Consider the following 17,976-nt stretch of genomic DNA (forward strand, 5'->3'; position numbering starts at 1 on the left):
CAAATTGACACGCCTGAGGTGCCCGAAATCGCGGTTTTGAACGCTGAACTTGAGGCCCAAAGAGACGCCGAACGCGCCGCCGCCAAAGCGACCTTTGAGGCGCTAAGCCCCACCGATCAAGCCAAATACGCCATGGGCTGGCTACACACAGCCCGCTTCTTGACCACCGCAGCCCAGCTGCACCACTTGCCCGTCTACGACCTGCCCGAAATTGCCTTTGTGGGCCGTTCCAACGCGGGTAAATCAACCTGCATCAACGTGCTGACCCAGCAAAAACGCTTGGCCTATGCCTCCAAAACACCCGGTCGCACCCAGCACATCAACTTGTTTGCCATGGGTCGCCAAGGCAAAACCGATGCCGTGCTGGCTGACTTGCCCGGTTATGGCTACGCCGCCGTACCCAAGCAAGACAAGATTCGTTGGCAACAAGTGATGGCGAACTATTTGCTCACCCGCCCCAACCTGCGTGCGATGGTGCTGATGTGTGACCCACGCCACGGTTTGACCGAGCTGGACGAAATTTTGTTGGACGTGATTCGCCCACGGGTAGAAGAAGGTTTGAAGTTTTTGGTGTTGCTGACCAAGGCAGACAAACTCAACAAGACCGATGGCGCGAAGGCGCTGCAAATCACCAAGCTGCAAGCCGGCGGCGGTGAAGTGCGTTTGTTCTCAGCGCTGAAAAAACAAGGGGTAGACGAAGTCGCCGCCACCTTGTACAAGTGGATGCACCCTTAATCAATAGAGTTCAGGCGCACCCGGTGGACGCGTCTTGAAGCGCTTGTGCACCCAGAAGTATTGGGCGGGCATGGTGTTGATGAACACCGCCAAGCGCTGGTTCATCTTGGCTGTATCAGCCTCGGCATCGTCTGTGGGAAAGTCGTTCCACGCCGGATGCACCACCACTTCATAACCCGCATCCGTCATCCGCGTGATGACCGGCACCACACGGGCACGGCCTAATTTGGCAAAGCGTGAGAGCGACGGCACAGTGGCCGCTGGCTCGCCATAAAACGGCACAAAGATGGACTCGCTCGGGCCAAAGTTCATGTCAGGCAATAAGTACAACAACTCGTTTTGACGCAAGGCTGCCACGATGGGTTTGACGCCATCTTCGCGGCGAAACAAGCGAACTTGGCCAAAGCGCTGACGACCTTTGGCCACCCAGGCATCCACCGCCGCGTTCGATTGCGGCGTGAAGATGGTCGTGAAACGCAAAGGCAAGTTGAGCGTGAGCGCTGTCCACCCCACGTCCAAGCCCATGAAATGCGGCGCGAACAACACCGTGGGCGTGGCCTCTGACAAAGCGGCCACCTCACCGGATAGCTGCACGCGGGATTGGATGCACGTCGCACTGCGGTGCCATAGCCAGCTCCGGTCCAGCCACGCTTGCGCGAAATACACAAAGGTTTGGCGTGTGAGCGCATCACGCTCGGCATCGCTCAAATGCGGGAAGCACACACGCAAATTGGTTTGCACCACACGGCGACGCGATGGAATCACCGCCATCAGCAAAGCGCCCAAGCCCGCACCTAGGGCGCGCAACCACGACAAAGGCAAATAGCCCAAGCCGCGCAGCACACACAAACCAAAATTGCTGAACATGGCTTAGCCCTCTGCGCGCGGCTGTTTGTCACGCGCGTAGCCCCACAGGTATTGACCGGGCGCGTCCAGCACCATGCGTTCCACGCCGCGGTTGACCGCAGCCGCAGCCACCTCGGGCGATACGCTGCTGTCTTTCACTTCGGGGGCGTCAAAGGGCCGCATGTGCATGCAAAAACCTTGTCCTGCTGGCAACCGCTCGCACCACGTCATGATGACTTGTGCACCGGTTTGTTGCGCCAACTTCGCCAGCAAGGTCATGGTGTACACATCGCGACCAAAGAACGGCGCCCAAACGCCCTGGCCTAAGGGCGGCACTTGGTCGGGCAAGATAGCGGTGTAACCGCCGTTGCGCAGGGTGCGAATGAGGGTGCGCACACCGGCCAGTGATGTGGGGGCGGAATCTAAATACGGGCGCGTGCGAGCGTTAGCCACCAAAGGCTCTAACCACGCTTTGCGGGCAGGGCGAAACAACGCCACCATCGGGCCATACGTGGGGCCAAACTTTTCGGCAATCGCTTGTGCGCCAATTTCCCAAGAACCCAAATGAGGCGACATGATGATGGCACCTTTGCCGGCTTGCATCGCCGCTTCAAAGTGCTCTGCACCATCCCACGTCACCAAGCCGTCCAGCTTGGCACTGTGCGGACGCATCCAGACCCAAGGCAGCTCAGCCACCATGGCGCCAATGGCCGCCACAGCAGGACGTGCATCGCGCCACGCCACGCCAGCCGCCTGCACATTGGCTTTGAAATTGCGGCGATAACTGGGCGATAGCCACCACACCAGCCACCCCAGCACAGCGCCCAACCGCTGCATCAAAGGCAGGGGCATGCGTGCAAGGAAATGAAAAATACGGGTGGTGAGAGACATGAACTTTTTGATGACTTTGATAAATCCACTAGAATCTTGATTGTCGCCGAGTTAAAGAACTACTTGCAGGGCGACGACACACCACGGTGTGAGAGTAAGGGCGAAGCCCGAACCACTGCTAAAGCGTTCGCTGGGCTCCAAGTTTTCAGGGTCGGCAACGCCGAACAACCCACTGAAAACAAGGAGCTTTTTTCATGTCTCACGACTTTCTCTTCACCTCTGAATCCGTTTCAGAAGGCCACCCAGACAAAGTGGCAGACCAAATCTCTGACGCGATTTTGGACGCCATCTTCGAGCAAGACCCACTCTCACGCGTGGCTGCCGAAACCCTGACCAACACCGGCTTGGTCGTCTTGGCTGGCGAGATCACCACCAACGCGCACGTGGACTACATCCAAGTCGCACGCGACACCATCAAACGCATCGGCTACGACAACACCGACTACGGCATCGACTACAAAGGTTGCGCTGTGATGGTGTGCTACGACAAGCAATCCAACGACATCGCCCAAGGCGTGGACCACGCGTCTGACGACCACCTCAACATCGGCGCGGGCGACCAAGGCCTGATGTTTGGCTACGCTTGCAGCGAAACGCCAGAGCTGATGCCCGCCCCCATTTACTACGCACACCGTTTGGTCGAGCGCCAAGCACAGTTGCGCAAAGATGGCCGCTTGCCTTTCTTGCGCCCCGACGCCAAGAGCCAAGTGACCATGCGCTACGTGGACGGCAAGCCTCACAGCATTGACACCGTGGTGTTATCCACCCAACACAGCCCTGACCAAAGCGAGTCAGCCACCAAGATGAAAGCCAGCTTCAATGAAGCCATCATCGAAGAGCTGATCAAGCCCGTGTTGCCCAAAGAGTGGTTGCAAGACACCAAGTTTTTGATCAACCCCACTGGCCGTTTCGTCATCGGCGGCCCACAAGGCGATTGCGGTTTGACTGGCCGCAAAATCATTGTGGACACCTACGGCGGCGCATGCCCTCACGGCGGTGGCGCGTTCTCAGGCAAAGACCCATCGAAGGTCGACCGCTCTGCCGCTTACGCTGCACGCTACGTGGCTAAAAACATCGTGGCTGCTGGCTTGGCGACACAGTGTCAAGTGCAAGTGGCTTACGCCATTGGCGTGGCTCGCCCTATGAACATCACGGTGAACACCGCAGGCACGGGCGTGATCTCTGACGACAAGTTGTCAGCACTGGTGGCCGAGCACTTTGACTTGCGCCCCAAAGGCATCATTCAAATGCTCGACTTGCTGCGTCCAATCTACGCCAAGACAGCGGCTTACGGTCACTTTGGTCGTGAAGAGCCAGAGTTCACTTGGGAAAGAACCGATAAAGCTGCGGCACTTCGTGCTGCAGCCGGTCTGTAAGACCGCCTCGCGCAAGCGAGGTATCGGTTCTTGGGCGAAGCTCATATCGCTTGCGATGTGAGCGGAGACCAGAAGTCGTGTTGAAGGGCTTCTCGTTTTTACGGGAAGCCCTTTTTCTTTGGCCTCGGGAGATGCGAGTTGGGGTTTGAACCACCTTCAGCGATGCACACGTTCAATTGCGTCTCACCGCTTGCTCGCCAAAAGAAGCTTGGGTGGCGTACCCCAATAAGGCGCCATTCGTCGCGCAGCGATGTAAGCCGTTTGGGGTGCGCCGCCCAAGCTTCGCCTCAGCTAAAAACGCACCAAACTAAGAAAGAAACCGCGACGACAGAAGAATCAAACTTCCGAAGACTGCTGTAACGCCCACATCTGCGCATACCGGCCATTCAACGCCAACAGATCTGCATGCGAACCCCGCTCCACAATGCGCCCCGCATCCAACACCAAAATCTCATGCGCATCCACCACCGTAGACAAACGATGCGCAATCACCAAGGTGGTTTTGTTCTGCGCGGCACTTTGCAACTCAGCCTGAATGGCACGCTCATTGGCACTGTCCAGCGCAGAAGTGGCTTCGTCAAAAATCACAATCGGCGGGTTTTTCAGCAAGGTGCGCGCAATCGCCACACGTTGCTTTTCACCACCCGACAACTTCAGACCGCGCTCGCCCACCATCGTGTCGTAGCCTTTGGGTGTGGCCGCGATGAACTCGTGAATGTGTGCAGCGCGTGCGGCTTGCACCACCTCGACCTCGGTCGCATCGGTGCGGCCATAAGCGATGTTGTAGCGCACGGTGTCGTTGAACAGCACCGTGTCTTGCGGCACGATGCCCATGGCACGACGCACGCTGCCTTGTGTGACGTGACGAATGTCTTGGCCGTCGATGGTGATCGCGCCCAACCCCACGTCGTAAAAGCGAAACAGCAAGCGCGCCAAGGTGGACTTGCCCGAGCCCGAAGGGCCCACCACCGCCACCGTTTTGCCAGCAGGAATGTCGAAGCTGATGCCGTGCAAGATGGGCCGCGTGGGTTCATACGCAAACACCACGGATTCAAACTTCACCGTCGGCGGGCCACTCAATTCAAGCGCCGAAGCATTGGGCGTATCGGCTACTTCGCGTTCCTTTTCAAGCAACGTGAACATGCGATCCAAGTCGGTCAAACTTTGTTTGATTTCACGGTACAGCACCCCCAAAAAGTTGAGCGGGATATAGAGCTGAATCATGAAGGCGTTGATCATCACCAAGTCACCCAAAGTCATGCGGCCATCCACCACCCCTTGTGTGGCGCGCCACAGCATGCCCACCAAGGCCACGGCAATGATGAGTTGCTGCCCAGTGTTGAGCAACGACAACGACGTTTGTGCTTTCAAGCGCGCGCGGCGCAAAGCCTCCAAACTCTTGTCGTAGCGCGAAGCCTCGAAGGCTTCGTTGTTGAAGTATTTGACGGTTTCGTAATTGAGCAGCGAGTCCACGGCTTTGGTGTGGGCCGCGGAATCAAACTCGTTGGCTTGTCGGCGGTACTGGGTGCGCCACTCGGTCACACTGATGGTGAACACGATGTACAGCGCCAGTGCCGCCAGCGTGATGCCCGCAAACCACACATCAAACTTCACCGCCAAAATGCTGAGCACCAAAGCGACCTCGATCAGCGTGGGCACCACGCTGTAGAGCGAATACGAAATGAGCGATTCAATGCCACGCACACCGCGCTCGATGTCACGCGTCATGCCACCGGTTTGGCGCTCCAAATGAAAACGCAAACTCAAAGCATGCAAGTGCTGAAACGTCTCCAACGCAATTTGCCGCGCCGCACCTTGGGTGGCTTTGGCAAACACCAACTCCCGCAGCTCGGTGAACGCCGACACCGACAAACGCAGCACGCCGTACACCACCAACAAAGACACGGGCACGACGATGACGGCCATCGGATCGTTGGGCTTGAACGACATGGCATCAATCAACTCTTTGAGCAGCAAGGGCACGCTCACGTTGGCCAACTTAGCCCCCACCATGAAGGTCAACGCGGCGACGACTCGCCATTTGTATTGCCACAAATACGGGAAAAGGCGTTTCAGGGTTTCGCTGTCGGGGCGCTGTTTAACGTGTTGCCCTGCGGGGGCAGAAGAATGGGCGTGATGACGCATGTTGCACAATGCCAAAAAGTAATTCTTCGATTGTGCCTATGTCTCATTCCCCCAACCCTCATGCCGAACCACTGCCCACGGACCAAGAACTGGTCTTGAAGGTCATCCCCATGCCCGCCGATTGCAATGCCAATGGCGACATTTTCGGTGGCTGGGTGATGGCTCAGGTGGACTTGGCTGGTGCGGTGTTGCCCGCTCGCCATGCACGCGGACGCTTTGCCACCATTGCGGTGAATGAGTTCATCTTCAAACACCCCGTGAAAGTGGGTGACATCTTGAGCTTTTTCTCGCGTGTGCAACGCATTGGCAACACCTCCATCACCGTGCAAGTGGAAGTTTTTGCAGAACGCTTTAGCTCACAAGGGGAATACATGAAGGTGACCGAAGCCACGCTCACCTACGTGGCCATCGACAAAGATGGCAAGCCACGCGCCATCCCCAAAGACTGAGCGTTAAGAAACGATGTAAGCGCCCGTGCCAGTGGACATCAGCGTGCCATCCGGCCCGCGAAACTCCATGCGCGAGGTGCCTACACGTGTGCCCACACGCAAGGCATGCGCATGAATGGTGAAGTGCTCGCCAATGCCGGGGCGCAAATAGTCCACCCGCAAATCAATCGTGCCCAATTTGGCAAAGCGCTCTAAGCGCTCTGTGGGTGACTCTTTCATGTGCTTGGCCGCCAAACACGCCATCACAGCCGCGCTGCCAATGGCGTCTAGCACGGCACTGATGACGCCACCGTGAATGCGGTTGTAGGCGTAATGCCCCACCAGCTCTGGGCGCATGTCGATACGGGCCACAACTTCTTCGGGCGTGACGCTCACCAGCTTCAAGCCCAGCGTGTGGTTGAAGACAATTTTTTCTTCATAGATTTGGCGAAAACCTTCGAGGTAATCAGGCTCGAACACGACGGCGTTGGCGAGTGGTTGCGACATGCCGTGCGTCAGTCAAAGCTTTGAAAAATCGGGCTTGCGTTTTTCCATGAACGCGCCGAACGCTTCTTTGGCAGCAGGCTCTGTCAGCATGCGACCAAACGAAGCCGCTTCTTCGTTCATCTGCTTTTGCACCAGCTGAGCTTGACCCGCTTTCATCAAGCGTTTGGTTTCCAAAAGAGATGACAGAGGCTTAGCCGCCAGCTTGCGCGCCTGCGCTTGCACATAGTTATTCACCTCCGTCGGAGGCAATACGCGGTTGACCAAGCCCACTTCCAGTGCGGCCTCGGCCATGAAGGGCTCGCCCAACAGCAACGCTTCGGCAGCGCGGTGGTAGCCCATCATTTGCGGGGCCAGCAAACTAGACGCGGCTTCAGGGCACACACCCAAGTTGACAAACGGCATCGCAAACGCGGCGTTGTCACCGGCATAAACCAAATCGCAATGGAACAGCAGTGTGGTGCCAATGCCCACAGCGGGGCCAGCCACAGCGGCCAGCACGGGTTTGGGGAAGGCAGCAATGTTGCGCAACAAACGGAACACCGGCGCATCCAAGGTGGATGGCGGGTTGTTCAGAAAATCAGCGATGTCGTTGCCAGCGCAAAACACGGTTTCGTGGCCTTGGAACACCAAGACGCGCACGCTTGGGTTGCTTTCAGCTTGCTCAACGGCATCGGCCAAGGCGGTATACATCGCCGCGGTGAGAGAGTTCTTTTTGTCAACGCGGTTGAAGGTCAGGGTCATCACACCGCCATCGATGTGGCTCAAAATTTCTATCATGCTTTTCCTACTTAATTACTGAGCGCGCAACCAAACTTGCGTGCGATAAAACGGTCCGATATAGCCGCGTACTTGCAGTTTTTGTCCGCCTTCTTTGGGCACCATTTTCACGCTGTATTCCTTGCCATTTTCTGGATCCAAAATTTTCCCTCCCCCAGCCCACAAAAACTCACTGGAGGAATCAAGTTTCACACCGCGGATGATTTCCATCCCAATGATGTCTTGGTCTTTGCGGTCATCCTTGCAGTCTTCACACGTCTTTTTGGCGTTCGGATCGTTGCGCAGTGACTTGACGACGCGACCACTCAGCACACTCTCTTTTTCAATAATTTGGATTTCGGCTTTCGCCTCACCTGTTTTGTCGTCGATGTTGCGCCATGTGCCCACAGGCGTCATTTGCGCAAAGCTGCTGCCAGCCGCAAGCAAGGCAACGCCCACATAAGTTTTCAAAATGCGTGTATTCATCATGTTTTTAATTTACCTGATTTCTAGGACTGCACAATTCAGACAAACACGGCCTCTGTCTCCATCAGCACAGCAGAGCCCGCACGCGCAGTGAGGATGAGCGATGCCGTCTCTGGGAAGAGCTTGGCAAAGTAAAAGCGTGCGGTTTGCAGCTTGGCTTGGTAGAACGGGTCGCGGTTGCCTTCGGCGATCTTTTGCAAGGCCACTTGGGCCATGCGCGCCCAGAAGTAGCCAAACACCAAATGGCCCGCCACGCGCAGGTAGTCCACCGCAGCGGCGCCCACTTCGTCAGCGTTCTCCATGGCTTTGTAGCCAATCTCGCCGGTGAACTGCGTCATCTGCTGACCCAACTTGGCCAGCGGGTTGATGAACTCGGCCATGTCTTCGTCACCTTGGGTCTCGGCCACCAGCTCGGCAATGTGTCTGCCAAACTTCTTGAGCGATGCGCCCTGGTTACCCAGCACCTTGCGGCCCAACAAGTCCAAGCTTTGGATGGTGTTGGTGCCTTCGTAAATCATGTTGATGCGCGCATCTCGCACGTATTGCTCCATGCCCCATTCGCGAATGAAGCCATGACCGCCAAACACTTGCATGCATGACGAGGTAGCCGTCCACGCGTTGTCGGTGATGAAGGCTTTGACGATGGGCGTGAGCAAGGCCACCTGCTCGGCCGATTCGGCACGCACCGTCTCGTCAGGGTGATTCAGTTCGCGGTCAATCAACAAAGCGCAGTGCAGCGCCAACGCACGACCGCCTTCGGCGTAGGCACGTGCGGTGAGCAGCATCTTGCGCACATCGGGGTGCACCAAGATGCTGTCAGCGGGTTTGCTGGGGTCTTTGGCGCCCGTCAGGCTGCGCGACTGGATGCGGTCTTTGGCATAGGCCACCGCGTTTTGATACGCCACCTCGGTCAAGCCCAACGACTGCATGCCCACGCCCACGCGCGCGGCATTCATCATCACAAACATGGCGGCCAAGCCTTTGTTAGGCTGCCCCACCAGTGTGCCGACTGCGCCATCCAACACCATCTGGCAAGTGGCATTGCCGTGAATGCCCATTTTGTGTTCTAAGCCGCCACAGTAAATACCGTTGCGCTCGCCCACACTGCCATCGGCATGGATGTGAAACTTGGGCACCACAAACAAGCTGATGCCTTTGCTACCTGCAGGCGCATCGGGCAAGCGCGCCAACACCAAGTGCACGATGTTGCTCACCATGTCGTGCTCGCCCGCGCTGATGAAGATTTTGTTGCCGGTGATGCGGTAGGTGCCATCGGCTTGTGGCTCGGCCTTGGTGCGCAAGAGGCCAAGGTCTGTCCCGCAATGGGGCTCCGTCAAACACATGGTGCCCGTCCATTCACCGCTGGTGAGCTTGGGCAAATACAGCGCTTTTTGTGCATCCGTGCCGTGTGCGTGCAGGGCCTCGTAGGCGCCGTGTGTCAGGCCGGGGTACATGGTCCACGCTTGGTTGGCGCTGTTGAGCATTTCGTAAAAGCACTGGTTCACCACCACAGGCAAGCCTTGGCCGCCGTACTCGGGGTCGGCACTCAAGGCTGGCCAGCCGCCTTGCACGTATTGGTCATACGCTGCTTTAAAACCATCGGGCGTTTTGACTTCGTGCGTGTCGCGGTTGAGCGTGCAGCCCTGCTGGTCGCCCACTTGGTTGAGCGGAAAAATCACTTCAGATGCAAACTTGCCGCCTTCTTCCAACACAGCCGCAATGGTGTCGGCATCCATGTCGACATGCTTGGGCATTTGCTTGAGTTCGTCGGTGACGTGCAGCACTTCGTGCAGCACAAATTGCATGTCGCGCAGAGGTGGGGTGTAGCTGGGCATGGTGTGTCTCCTTACTTTTTGGATGAAGTGGTGCGCTTGGCACTTGTTTTAATGACGGGTGTTGCGTCTCTTGCGCCATAGCGCTGCAAGATGTTTTCAAAACCTTTGAGGGTGCGCGCCAACGATTTAGAAGATCGTAAGAATCGGGCTTCGTATTGCAGGGCCAAGATGAGGCCATGCAACTCAAACACCATTTGCTCGGCGTCGATGTCTGCCGCCAAATGGCCTTCGTCACGTGCTTGCACCACCGTGCGGTACACCGCCGCCAGCCAAGTTTTGACCGAGCTGGCCAAGGCGTCGCGCACAGGTCCGGGTCGGTCATCAAACTCCGCCGCACCGCTGATGTAGAGGCAGCCTGAATCAATCTCAGCCGAGGTGCGCTTGGTCCAGTTGGCAAACAGTTGGCGCAAGCGCGGTAAACCACGCTCGGATTGCAGAATGGGCAAAAACACTTCGTGTTCAAAGCGTTGGTGGTATTCACGCACCACCGAAATTTGCAACTCTTCGCGTGAGCCAAAGTGGGCAAACACGCCCGACTTGCTCATGCGCGCCACCTCGGCCAAAGCGCCGATGCTCAAACCCTCTAAGCCAATTTGTGTGGCCAGACCCAAAGCGGCATCCACAATGGTGGCCTTGGTTTGCTGACCTTTTTGTAGGGCGCGGCTTTCAGAGGCGGCTGTTTGACGAGAAGCGGTCATACGAAATTCAAGAAAAGAACGATCGTGCTATTTTGCATGAAAAACAAGCCATCTAAACTTCACAGCCATGCAAGTCACACGAATTCTCGCCATACGACATGGGGAAACCCCTTGGAATGTCGACACCCGTATTCAAGGCCAACTCGACATCGGCCTCAACGACACAGGCAAATGGCAGGCCCAACGCGTGGGCCACGCCCTGCGTGAAGAAGGTATCGCTGCGATTTACAGCAGTGACTTGGTGCGCGCTTTTGAAACTGCACAAGCCATCGCGCAAAGTCACACACGCGCCACCCAGCTTTCAGTGGTCGGGCACACCGGTTTGCGCGAGCGCCACTTTGGGCACTTGCAAGGTCAAACCTGGGCAGAAATTGAAAGTGGTTGGCCTGGAGACGCCAAGCTTTGGCGTGGACGTGACCCACATTGGTCGCCCTTGGGAGGCGAGTCACTCACGGCCGTGCGCGAACGCATTGCAAGCTGCGTGGCGGAACTGGCCTGTCAACATCTCGGTGAACAAATCGTGTTGGTCGCGCATGGCGGCGTGATGGACGCACTGTACCGCTTGGCTACCAACCAACCGGTGGAAGCCCCGCGCACGTGGCACTTGGGCAATGCCGCCGTCAACCGTTTGCTATGGACGCCTCAGGGCTTGAGCCTCGTGGGCTGGGGCGATGTGTCGCACTTTGACAATGCACACGGCTCACCGCGCGACGAGACCACCACTTAAAACGCTGACTTAATCGGCGGACACGTCGCCAATCGCCTTGGGCGGCGTAACCCCCAAGTGACGATAGGCCGCCAACGTGGCCATGCGGCCTCGTGGTGTGCGTTGCAAAAAACCTTGCTGAATCAGATACGGCTCAATCACGTCTTCAATGGTGTCGCGCTCTTCGCCGATGCTGGCGGCAATGTTGTCTAGACCCACGGGGCCGCCGTCAAAACGGTGAATCACCGCCTCTAACAATTTGCGGTCCATCAAGTCAAAGCCTTGGGGATCCACATCCAACATGGCCAATGCGCGTTTGGCAATGTCTTCGGTGATGCGGCCTGTGCCCTTCACATCGGCATAGTCGCGCACGCGGCGCAGCAAGCGGTTGGCAATGCGTGGCGTGCCACGTGAACGACGCGCAATCTCAAAACCACCTTCCACATCCATCGGCGTGTCCAGCAAGCCCGCGCTGCGCACCACGATGCGTTGCAACTCTTCAGCCGTATAAAACTCCAAACGCGACACAATGCCAAAGCGGTCGCGCAGTGGGTTGGTCAACATGCCTGCGCGTGTGGTGGCGCCCACCAAGGTGAAGGGCTGCAAATCAAGCTTGATGCTGCGCGCCGCTGGACCTTCACCAATCATGATGTCGATTTGGTAGTCCTCCAACGCGGGATACAAAATCTCTTCCACCACAGGCGAGAGACGGTGAATTTCGTCGATGAACAACACATCGTTTTTCTCAAGGCCGGTCAGCAGCGCCGCCAAGTCTTTGGGCTTTTCCAACACAGGGCCACTGGTGGAACGCAAGTTCACACCCAGCTCTTGCGCAATGATGTGGCTCAGTGTGGTCTTACCCAAACCGGGTGGGCCAAACAGCAACACGTGGTCGAGCGCTTCGTTGCGCATCTTGGCCGCACCAATGAAGATTTCAAGCTGCTCGCGCACCTTCATTTGGCCCACGTACTCTTGCAGCAGCTTGGGGCGCAAGGCGCGTTCAATCGCTTCTTCGTTGGGCGACACGGGCGCGGCAGACACCACACGTGGCGTAGGGGCGAAGTCGTCAGTTTGAATGCTCATGGTTTATTTGGCCAACGATTTCAAAGCCAGTTTGATGCCATCGCTCACACCCACATCGGCGGGCAAGACCTTGAGTGCAGCAGCGGCTTCTTTGTCGTTGTAACCCAGCGCCAGCAAGGCTTGCAAGATGTCGCTTTGATGGTCGGGTGCAGAAAACATATTGGGGCCAAGGTCTGCGCCCAGCTTGCCTTTGAGCTCCAAGAGCAAACGCTCTGCCGTTTTTTTGCCAATCCCTGGCACTTTGGTAAGACGCGCCGCATCTTGGTCAGACACCGCACGCGCCAACTCGTCGGCACTCAAGCCACTCAAGATGCCAAGGGCCATGCGGGGCCCAACGCCTGAGATTTTGATGAGCAAGCGAAACGTGGCACGCTCAGAAGCAGTGCCAAAACCAAACAAAATTTGGGCGTCTTCGCGCACCACAAAGTGCGTCAGCAACGACACTTTTTCGCCAGTGGCAGGTAGGTTGTAAAACGTGCTCATGGGCACATCGACTTCGTAGCCCACGCCGTTGCAGTCCACCAAAACTTGGGGTGGATTTTTCTCGCTGAGGATGCCTGTTAACTTGCCTATCATTGGGGGACCTTTTTAGGGATTATCGACTTGATTCTTCGCCACACCTTCACCCCGCATAACAACACCCGTTTGTCGCATCTGTGCGGCCCTACCGACGAGCATTTGCGCACCATCGAACTGGCCTTGGACGTGAAAATCGCCCACCGCCACGAACAGTTCAAGGTGGACGGCCACAAAGCCAAAGCCACCCGCGCCCTGGAGGTGCTGCAAGCCTTGTACGAGCGCGCAGCCAAAGCCATCCCCCCCGAACAAGTGCAGCTCATGCTCGCGGGTGACAGTGCGATGGAGGAAGAGAACGTCCCCACGCTGCAAACCCGCCGCACCGATTTGCGCGCACGCACGCCCACACAGGCGGCCTACCTCGACAACATTGCTGCGCACGACATCAGCTTTGGCATTGGCCCTGCGGGCACGGGCAAAACCTATTTGGCCGTGGCCTGCGCCGTGGATGCGCTAGAACGCAGTGCTGTGCAACGCATTGTTTTGACACGCCCCGCCGTGGAAGCCGGCGAAAAACTGGGGTTCTTGCCAGGCGACTTGGGCCAAAAAGTCGATCCGTATTTGCGCCCCTTGTATGACGCGTTGTATGACCTGATGGGCTATGACCGCGTGCAAAAAGCGTTTGAGCGCAATGCGATTGAAATTGCACCGCTCGCCTTCATGCGCGGCCGCACGCTCAACAACGCTTTTGTCATCTTGGACGAGGCGCAAAACACGACGCCCGAGCAAATGAAGATGTTCCTCACCCGCATTGGTTTTGGTGCCAAAGCGGTGGTCACGGGGGATGTGAGCCAAATTGACTTACCCAAGGGTCAGCTCAGCGGCTTGATTGATGCAGAGCGCGTGTTGAAACGCGTCAAAGGCATCTCGGTCACTCGCTTCACCAGCGCTGATGTGGTGCGTCACCCACTGGTGGCCCGCATCGTGGATGCCTATGACGCACAGCGCACGGCCACCACCGGCGCCCCTTCACGCAAACAATCTTAAAAACATGGCCCTGCCCACCTTAGACCTCACCCTGCAATTTGGCGATGTGCCCTACGCAGCGCGTCACCGCGCGGCATTGCCCCGCGCTTTTGTGAACCGTTGCATCCGCCACGCGTTGGCACATGACGCAGAAATGACCGTGCGCATCGTCAACGCTGAAGAAGGCCAAGCCTTGAACAGCAGCTATCGCAAAAAAGACTACGCCACCAATGTCTTGACGTTTGACTATGCACAAGCCCCTATGGTGATGGCCGATCTCGTGCTGTGCGCCCCCGTCGTGGCACGCGAAGCCAAAGAGCAAGGCAAGTCGCTGCAAGAACACTACGCCCATTTGTTGATTCACGGTGCGCTACACGCCCAAGGGTACGACCACGAGACCTCTGAGGCCGACGCCAATGAAATGGAAACACTTGAGATGTTCATCATGGCAGCCCTCGGCCTGCCTTGCCCTTATTGATTGACCACGCTGCTCACATGAACGCACCGCTTTCTCCGTCACTGATTCGTTTGCTGCTATGGACTGGCGTGTTGTCGCTCTTGGTCCGCACATGGATTGGCGTGACATTCCCTATCACCGGCGATGAAGCGTATTTCTATTGGTGGGGTGTTTATCCCGACTGGGGCTATTACGACCACCCGCCCATGGCCGGCTGGGCCATTGCTGCCATGCTGAAATTGTTTGGTGATACCACGTTTGCCATGCGGATTCCCGCCCTGTTGTTGCCGACGGCTTTGGGGGCTGCTTTGTGGTGGGGGTTCTCGAACGTGGACCGCGAGAAAACAGCTTGGGCCATTGTGTTGTTCTGGCTCACGCCCATCAACTGGCTGAATGCGCTCATCACCACCGATACGCCTTTGATTTTTTGGTCCGTGTTGTCCATCTGCGCTTTGGTTCGTGCCGAGCAACGCGCGCATCAAGACCGCAACACTTACGCGCTACACGCCTTGAGCGGCTTATTTTTAGGTCTTGGATTTCTGTCCAAATACTTTGCAGTCGTGATCGGCTTCGCGTATTTTGTGTACTTCATGGCATTCCGCCGCGAACGCTGGTTGGGTTTGGCGCTGTTGGTTCTGGCGGCCACACCAGGCCCACTGGTTAACCTGTGGTGGAACATGGGCCACGGATGGGCCAACATCATGTTCAACGTCTACAACCGCAACCAAGGCGAAGTGTTTGCATGGCATAAACCTGCGCTGTATCTGCTGACGTGGGCATATCTACTCACGCCAGGGTTTGTGTGGTTTGCATGGAAAGAGCGCACGGCGATGGTGGCGTTCACGCGTCAACACAAATTACTGGCCACACTCATCGTTGTGCCACTGGCATTCTTTGCACTCATCGCCCTCAAAAAAGTGGTGGGTTTGCATTGGGTGCTCAACTTCTACCCCTTGTTCTTTGCGTGGCTCGCGTTTGCGTTACCCCTTGCGCAAATCAAACGCACCAGCCAATGGATGGCGGTGTTCTTAGGCGTGCATCTGGTCGCATTGGCGGCGATGTACAGCACACAACTCTCTGACTGGAAAAGCGTCAAGATTTACCCGGAGATTGTGCGCAGCTACCGCACACAAGAACTGTTGGCACAGGTGCAAGCACCCAACACGGTGCTGATGGCCACGTCGTACACACCCGCCTCCATCTACGGTCAAACACTCAAAACTTATGTGCCTGTGTTTGGCACAGGCAGCTTCCATGCGCGCCAAGACGATTTGTTAGTGAATTTCGCAGACTTTGACGGCAAGACCGTACGCATCATTGGGTTTAGCCTGCCCAACTTAGACGCGTACCGCGCTTACTTTGACAGCGTGTCGCTCATCACGGTGTCGCAAGACGGCGTGCCGTTTTATGCTGTTGAGGGGCAAAACTTCAAGTGGGCGGTCTACCGTGACACGGTGCTCAAAGACATCTTTCAAACGCGCCACCAAATTCCCTCATGGTTGCCCATGACAGGGTGCCCCTTCTGTCAGCACTACTGTGGCGAAGTACGCTGCAGCAACTTGAGCGACTCAGCAGACTGAGCCGCGCTTGCGTGTGTCGGCACGCAGAGTCAAGTCAGCGCCCAGAAGCGTCTTCGAGTAAACGGACCTTCACCGTTTTACCTTTGACACGGCCCTCGCTCAAACGCTTGACCGCTTCACGTGCAATGCTGCGCGCCACCGCCACATAGGTAGAGAACTCATTCACATTGATCTTGCCCACTTGCTCTTTGGCAAAGCCAGCATCACCGGTGAGCGCACCCAACACATCACCGGCACGAATCTTTTCTTTGCGGCCACCCACAATTTGCAGCGTCGCCATGGGCGGCTGCAAGATGCCGCCTGCGGCTGGCGCGAGGCTGCTGAGCGGTGCCCATGTGGACTCGCGGTTTTGCAACTGTTCAATCTTGCCCACGTTGCCCATCTCGTCCATGCTGGCGAGTGACAACGCCAAGCCTTCGGCATCGCCACGACCTGTGCGGCCAATGCGGTGGATGTGCACCTCAGGGTCAGGTGTCACGTCCACGTTGATGACGGCTTCTAAATTCGCTACATCCAAGCCACGCGCAGCCACATCGGTGGCCACCAACACCGAGCAACTGCGGTTGGCAAACTGCACCAACACTTGGTCACGCTCGCGTTGTTCAAGTTCACCAAACAAGGCCAAAGCGCTGAAGCCTTGCGCTTGCAGCACCGTCACCAAATCGCGGCATTGCTGTTTGGTGTTGCAAAAAGCCAGCGTGGATTCAGGGCGGAAATGGTTGAGCAGTTGCGACACAGCATGCAGGCGCTCGTTGTTACTCACTTCATAAAAAATTTGTTTGATTTTTTGTGCGTCGTGTTGCGCTTGCACCTTCACAGTTTGCGGCTCACGCATGAATTGCGAGGCGAGCTTGGCAATGCCTTCGGGATAGGTGGCCGAGAACAACAAGGTTTGACGGTCTTTGGGGCATTGGCGCGCTACTTTGGCGATGTCGTCAAAAAAGCCCATGTCCAACATGCGATCCGCCTCGTCAAGCACCAACATCTTCAAGCCTTGCAGGCTGAGCGAACCGCGCTCTAAGTGGTCCATGATGCGGCCGGGCGTGCCGACCACCACATGGGCACCGTGTTCGAGGCTGACCGTTTGCCCACGCAAGGCCACACCGCCACACAAAGTGACCACCTTGATGTTGCCCACCGCACGGGCCAAGCGGCGAATCTCTTGCGTCACTTGGTCAGCCAATTCGCGGGTGGGGCACAAGATCATGGCTTGCGCGTCGAACTGCGCAGGGTCGAGCTTTTCAACCAAGGGAATGCCAAAGGCGGCCGTCTTGCCGCTGCCCGTGCTGGCTTGGGCAATCAGGTCGCGGCCAGCCAAGGCCAAAGGCAAGCTCGCGGCTTGAATGGGGGTCATCTGGGTGTAACCCAGCTCCGTCAAGTTATCGAGTGTTGAGGCCGCGAGGCTCAGGGAAGCAAAGGTCGTAGCGGTATTTTTTAAATCGGTCATGCACCGATTATCGTGATTGGGATGGTCACGGGGCCATCGTTCACCAAATGCACTTTCATGTCGGCACCAAAGATGCCTGTTTGCACCTGTGGGTGCTGCGCTTTGGCTTGCGTCACAAACGCGTCGTACAAGCGGCGACCTTCATCGGCGGGGGCCGCACTGGTAAAGCTGGGACGCGTGCCGCTGCTGGTGTCTGCGGCTAAGGTGAACTGGCTCACCACCAACAAACCACCGTTCACATCGGTCACGCTGCGGTTCATCTTGCCTGCCTCGTCGTAGAACACCCGCAGCTTCAAAATTTTGTCGAGCATTTTTTGGCCCACTGCTTCGGTGTCGCCTTTCTCGGCGCAAAGCAGTACCAGCAGGCCTTGTGCAATCTCACCGACCGTTTGGCCGTCCACCACCACACGGGCCTCGCTCACGCGTTGTAAGACAGCTTTCATTTGTTTCTCTTTCTG

19 protein-coding genes are annotated in these 17,976 nt (G+C 57.0%); 7 read left to right on the forward strand and 12 right to left on the reverse strand.

Going from position 1 to position 17,976, the window contains the following annotated elements; genetic code table 11:
* Positions 1 to 132: 132 nt before the first annotated feature.
* The gene (gene yihA / locus B9Z44_RS05275; protein ID WP_108402811.1) at positions 133 to 735 is read left to right on the forward strand and encodes a ribosome biogenesis GTP-binding protein YihA/YsxC; all 603 of its coding nucleotides are present in this window, start codon (positions 133 to 135) and stop codon (positions 733 to 735) included.
* Here the strand turns inward: yihA and B9Z44_RS05280 are convergent, their stop codons facing one another.
* Positions 736 to 1,602: a lysophospholipid acyltransferase family protein gene (locus tag B9Z44_RS05280; protein WP_108358362.1), complete on the reverse strand. Its 867-nt coding sequence runs from the start codon at positions 1,600 to 1,602 to the stop codon at positions 736 to 738.
* A 3-nt stretch (positions 1,603 to 1,605) separates the two neighbouring features.
* The gene (locus tag B9Z44_RS05285) at positions 1,606 to 2,472 is read right to left on the reverse strand and encodes a lysophospholipid acyltransferase family protein (RefSeq protein WP_108358363.1); all 867 of its coding nucleotides are present in this window, start codon (positions 2,470 to 2,472) and stop codon (positions 1,606 to 1,608) included.
* Between the two features lie 194 nt (positions 2,473 to 2,666).
* Here B9Z44_RS05285 and metK point away from each other — a divergent pair, with 194 nt between their 5' ends.
* Positions 2,667 to 3,848: a methionine adenosyltransferase gene (metK, locus tag B9Z44_RS05290; RefSeq protein ID WP_108358364.1), complete on the forward strand. Its 1,182-nt coding sequence runs from the start codon at positions 2,667 to 2,669 to the stop codon at positions 3,846 to 3,848.
* Between the two features lie 336 nt (positions 3,849 to 4,184).
* Here metK and B9Z44_RS05295 read toward each other — a convergent pair whose 3' ends face one another.
* Positions 4,185 to 5,993: an ABCB family ABC transporter ATP-binding protein/permease gene (locus B9Z44_RS05295; RefSeq protein ID WP_108401870.1), complete on the reverse strand. Its 1,809-nt coding sequence runs from the start codon at positions 5,991 to 5,993 to the stop codon at positions 4,185 to 4,187.
* A 38-nt stretch (positions 5,994 to 6,031) separates the two neighbouring features.
* Between B9Z44_RS05295 and B9Z44_RS05300 the strand changes: the two genes are divergently transcribed.
* The gene (locus B9Z44_RS05300; protein ID WP_108358366.1) at positions 6,032 to 6,442 is read left to right on the forward strand and encodes an acyl-CoA thioesterase; all 411 of its coding nucleotides are present in this window, start codon (positions 6,032 to 6,034) and stop codon (positions 6,440 to 6,442) included.
* 3 nt (positions 6,443 to 6,445) lie between these two features.
* Here the strand turns inward: B9Z44_RS05300 and B9Z44_RS05305 are convergent, their stop codons facing one another.
* Genes B9Z44_RS05305 through B9Z44_RS05325 form a run of 5 tightly spaced genes read right to left on the reverse strand, consistent with a single transcriptional unit; the run spans position 6,446 to position 10,703 of the window.
* A complete protein-coding gene (locus B9Z44_RS05305) occupies positions 6,446 to 6,928 on the reverse strand; it encodes a thioesterase family protein (RefSeq protein ID WP_108358367.1) in 483 nt (160 codons plus the stop codon).
* 12 nt (positions 6,929 to 6,940) lie between these two features.
* Positions 6,941 to 7,705 carry an enoyl-CoA hydratase gene (locus B9Z44_RS05310; RefSeq protein ID WP_108401871.1) on the reverse strand — a complete coding sequence of 255 codons (765 nt, stop codon included), beginning with the start codon at positions 7,703 to 7,705 and terminating at the stop codon, positions 6,941 to 6,943.
* A gap of 15 nt (positions 7,706 to 7,720) precedes the next feature.
* Entirely contained in the window at positions 7,721 to 8,173 is a 453-nt protein-coding gene (locus tag B9Z44_RS05315; RefSeq protein ID WP_425437159.1) for a DUF2147 domain-containing protein, read from the reverse strand.
* 35 nt (positions 8,174 to 8,208) lie between these two features.
* Positions 8,209 to 10,005 carry an acyl-CoA dehydrogenase C-terminal domain-containing protein gene (locus B9Z44_RS05320; RefSeq protein ID WP_108401872.1) on the reverse strand — a complete coding sequence of 599 codons (1,797 nt, stop codon included), beginning with the start codon at positions 10,003 to 10,005 and terminating at the stop codon, positions 8,209 to 8,211.
* A gap of 11 nt (positions 10,006 to 10,016) precedes the next feature.
* Complete coding sequence (locus B9Z44_RS05325) at positions 10,017 to 10,703, reverse strand: TetR/AcrR family transcriptional regulator (protein WP_108401873.1); 687 nt, start codon at positions 10,701 to 10,703, stop codon at positions 10,017 to 10,019.
* A gap of 67 nt (positions 10,704 to 10,770) precedes the next feature.
* Between B9Z44_RS05325 and B9Z44_RS05330 the strand changes: the two genes are divergently transcribed.
* Positions 10,771 to 11,430: a histidine phosphatase family protein gene (locus B9Z44_RS05330; protein WP_108401874.1), complete on the forward strand. Its 660-nt coding sequence runs from the start codon at positions 10,771 to 10,773 to the stop codon at positions 11,428 to 11,430.
* A gap of 9 nt (positions 11,431 to 11,439) precedes the next feature.
* Here B9Z44_RS05330 and ruvB read toward each other — a convergent pair whose 3' ends face one another.
* Both ruvB and ruvA read right to left on the reverse strand, forming a co-directional pair.
* Positions 11,440 to 12,492 carry a Holliday junction branch migration DNA helicase RuvB gene (ruvB, locus tag B9Z44_RS05335; RefSeq protein WP_108401875.1) on the reverse strand — a complete coding sequence of 351 codons (1,053 nt, stop codon included), beginning with the start codon at positions 12,490 to 12,492 and terminating at the stop codon, positions 11,440 to 11,442.
* A gap of 3 nt (positions 12,493 to 12,495) precedes the next feature.
* Positions 12,496 to 13,068, reverse strand: a complete 573-nt coding sequence (gene ruvA, locus B9Z44_RS05340) for a Holliday junction branch migration protein RuvA (RefSeq protein WP_108401876.1) — start codon at positions 13,066 to 13,068, stop codon at positions 12,496 to 12,498.
* A 27-nt stretch (positions 13,069 to 13,095) separates the two neighbouring features.
* Between ruvA and B9Z44_RS05345 the strand changes: the two genes are divergently transcribed.
* The 3 genes from B9Z44_RS05345 to B9Z44_RS05355 are packed head-to-tail and all read left to right on the forward strand — an operon-like array spanning position 13,096 to position 16,071.
* The gene (locus B9Z44_RS05345; RefSeq protein ID WP_108358374.1) at positions 13,096 to 14,055 is read left to right on the forward strand and encodes a PhoH family protein; all 960 of its coding nucleotides are present in this window, start codon (positions 13,096 to 13,098) and stop codon (positions 14,053 to 14,055) included.
* Positions 14,056 to 14,059: 4 nt separating this feature from the next.
* Positions 14,060 to 14,512 (forward strand): rRNA maturation RNase YbeY, encoded by a 453-nt coding sequence (gene ybeY, locus B9Z44_RS05350; protein ID WP_108358375.1) that lies wholly within the window; start codon positions 14,060 to 14,062, stop codon positions 14,510 to 14,512.
* 17 nt (positions 14,513 to 14,529) lie between these two features.
* A complete protein-coding gene (locus tag B9Z44_RS05355) occupies positions 14,530 to 16,071 on the forward strand; it encodes an ArnT family glycosyltransferase (RefSeq protein WP_108401877.1) in 1,542 nt (513 codons plus the stop codon).
* A 34-nt stretch (positions 16,072 to 16,105) separates the two neighbouring features.
* On the opposite strand, the gene dbpA is transcribed toward B9Z44_RS05355, so the two are convergent.
* Together dbpA and dtd are read right to left on the reverse strand one after the other, a co-directional pair.
* The gene (gene dbpA / locus B9Z44_RS05360) at positions 16,106 to 17,518 is read right to left on the reverse strand and encodes an ATP-dependent RNA helicase DbpA (RefSeq protein ID WP_108401878.1); all 1,413 of its coding nucleotides are present in this window, start codon (positions 17,516 to 17,518) and stop codon (positions 16,106 to 16,108) included.
* A complete protein-coding gene (gene dtd, locus B9Z44_RS05365) occupies positions 17,515 to 17,961 on the reverse strand; it encodes a D-aminoacyl-tRNA deacylase (RefSeq protein ID WP_108401879.1) in 447 nt (148 codons plus the stop codon). The genes dbpA and dtd overlap by 4 nt, the downstream gene beginning before the upstream one ends.
* Between the last annotated feature and the right edge of the window lie 15 nt (positions 17,962 to 17,976).

This window comes from Limnohabitans curvus, from assembly GCF_003063475.1.
Classification (GTDB): Bacteria; Pseudomonadota; Gammaproteobacteria; order Burkholderiales; family Burkholderiaceae_C; genus Limnohabitans; species Limnohabitans curvus.

Bases quoted from the DNA above. Each gene is read 5' to 3' on its own strand.
- ybeY (WP_108358375.1), top strand. From the start codon at position 14,060: ATGGCCCTGCCCACCTTAGACCTCACCCTGCAATTTGGCGATGTGCCC.
- B9Z44_RS05305 (WP_108358367.1), bottom strand. From the start codon at position 6,928: ATGTCGCAACCACTCGCCAACGCCGTCGTGTTCGAGCCTGATTACCTC.
- yihA (WP_108402811.1), top strand. From the start codon at position 133: ATGGGCTGGCTACACACAGCCCGCTTCTTGACCACCGCAGCCCAGCTG.
- B9Z44_RS05285 (WP_108358363.1), bottom strand. From the start codon at position 2,472: ATGTCTCTCACCACCCGTATTTTTCATTTCCTTGCACGCATGCCCCTG.
- B9Z44_RS05295 (WP_108401870.1), bottom strand. From the start codon at position 5,993: ATGCGTCATCACGCCCATTCTTCTGCCCCCGCAGGGCAACACGTTAAA.
- B9Z44_RS05280 (WP_108358362.1), bottom strand. From the start codon at position 1,602: ATGTTCAGCAATTTTGGTTTGTGTGTGCTGCGCGGCTTGGGCTATTTG.
- B9Z44_RS05320 (WP_108401872.1), bottom strand. From the start codon at position 10,005: ATGCCCAGCTACACCCCACCTCTGCGCGACATGCAATTTGTGCTGCAC.
- B9Z44_RS05325 (WP_108401873.1), bottom strand. From the start codon at position 10,703: ATGACCGCTTCTCGTCAAACAGCCGCCTCTGAAAGCCGCGCCCTACAA.
- ruvB (WP_108401875.1), bottom strand. From the start codon at position 12,492: ATGAGCATTCAAACTGACGACTTCGCCCCTACGCCACGTGTGGTGTCT.
- B9Z44_RS05355 (WP_108401877.1), top strand. From the start codon at position 14,530: ATGAACGCACCGCTTTCTCCGTCACTGATTCGTTTGCTGCTATGGACT.
- B9Z44_RS05315 (WP_425437159.1), bottom strand. From the start codon at position 8,173: ATGATGAATACACGCATTTTGAAAACTTATGTGGGCGTTGCCTTGCTT.
- B9Z44_RS05310 (WP_108401871.1), bottom strand. From the start codon at position 7,705: ATGATAGAAATTTTGAGCCACATCGATGGCGGTGTGATGACCCTGACC.
- B9Z44_RS05330 (WP_108401874.1), top strand. From the start codon at position 10,771: ATGCAAGTCACACGAATTCTCGCCATACGACATGGGGAAACCCCTTGG.
- metK (WP_108358364.1), top strand. From the start codon at position 2,667: ATGTCTCACGACTTTCTCTTCACCTCTGAATCCGTTTCAGAAGGCCAC.
- ruvA (WP_108401876.1), bottom strand. From the start codon at position 13,068: ATGATAGGCAAGTTAACAGGCATCCTCAGCGAGAAAAATCCACCCCAA.
- dtd (WP_108401879.1), bottom strand. From the start codon at position 17,961: ATGAAAGCTGTCTTACAACGCGTGAGCGAGGCCCGTGTGGTGGTGGAC.
- dbpA (WP_108401878.1), bottom strand. From the start codon at position 17,518: ATGACCGATTTAAAAAATACCGCTACGACCTTTGCTTCCCTGAGCCTC.
- B9Z44_RS05300 (WP_108358366.1), top strand. From the start codon at position 6,032: ATGTCTCATTCCCCCAACCCTCATGCCGAACCACTGCCCACGGACCAA.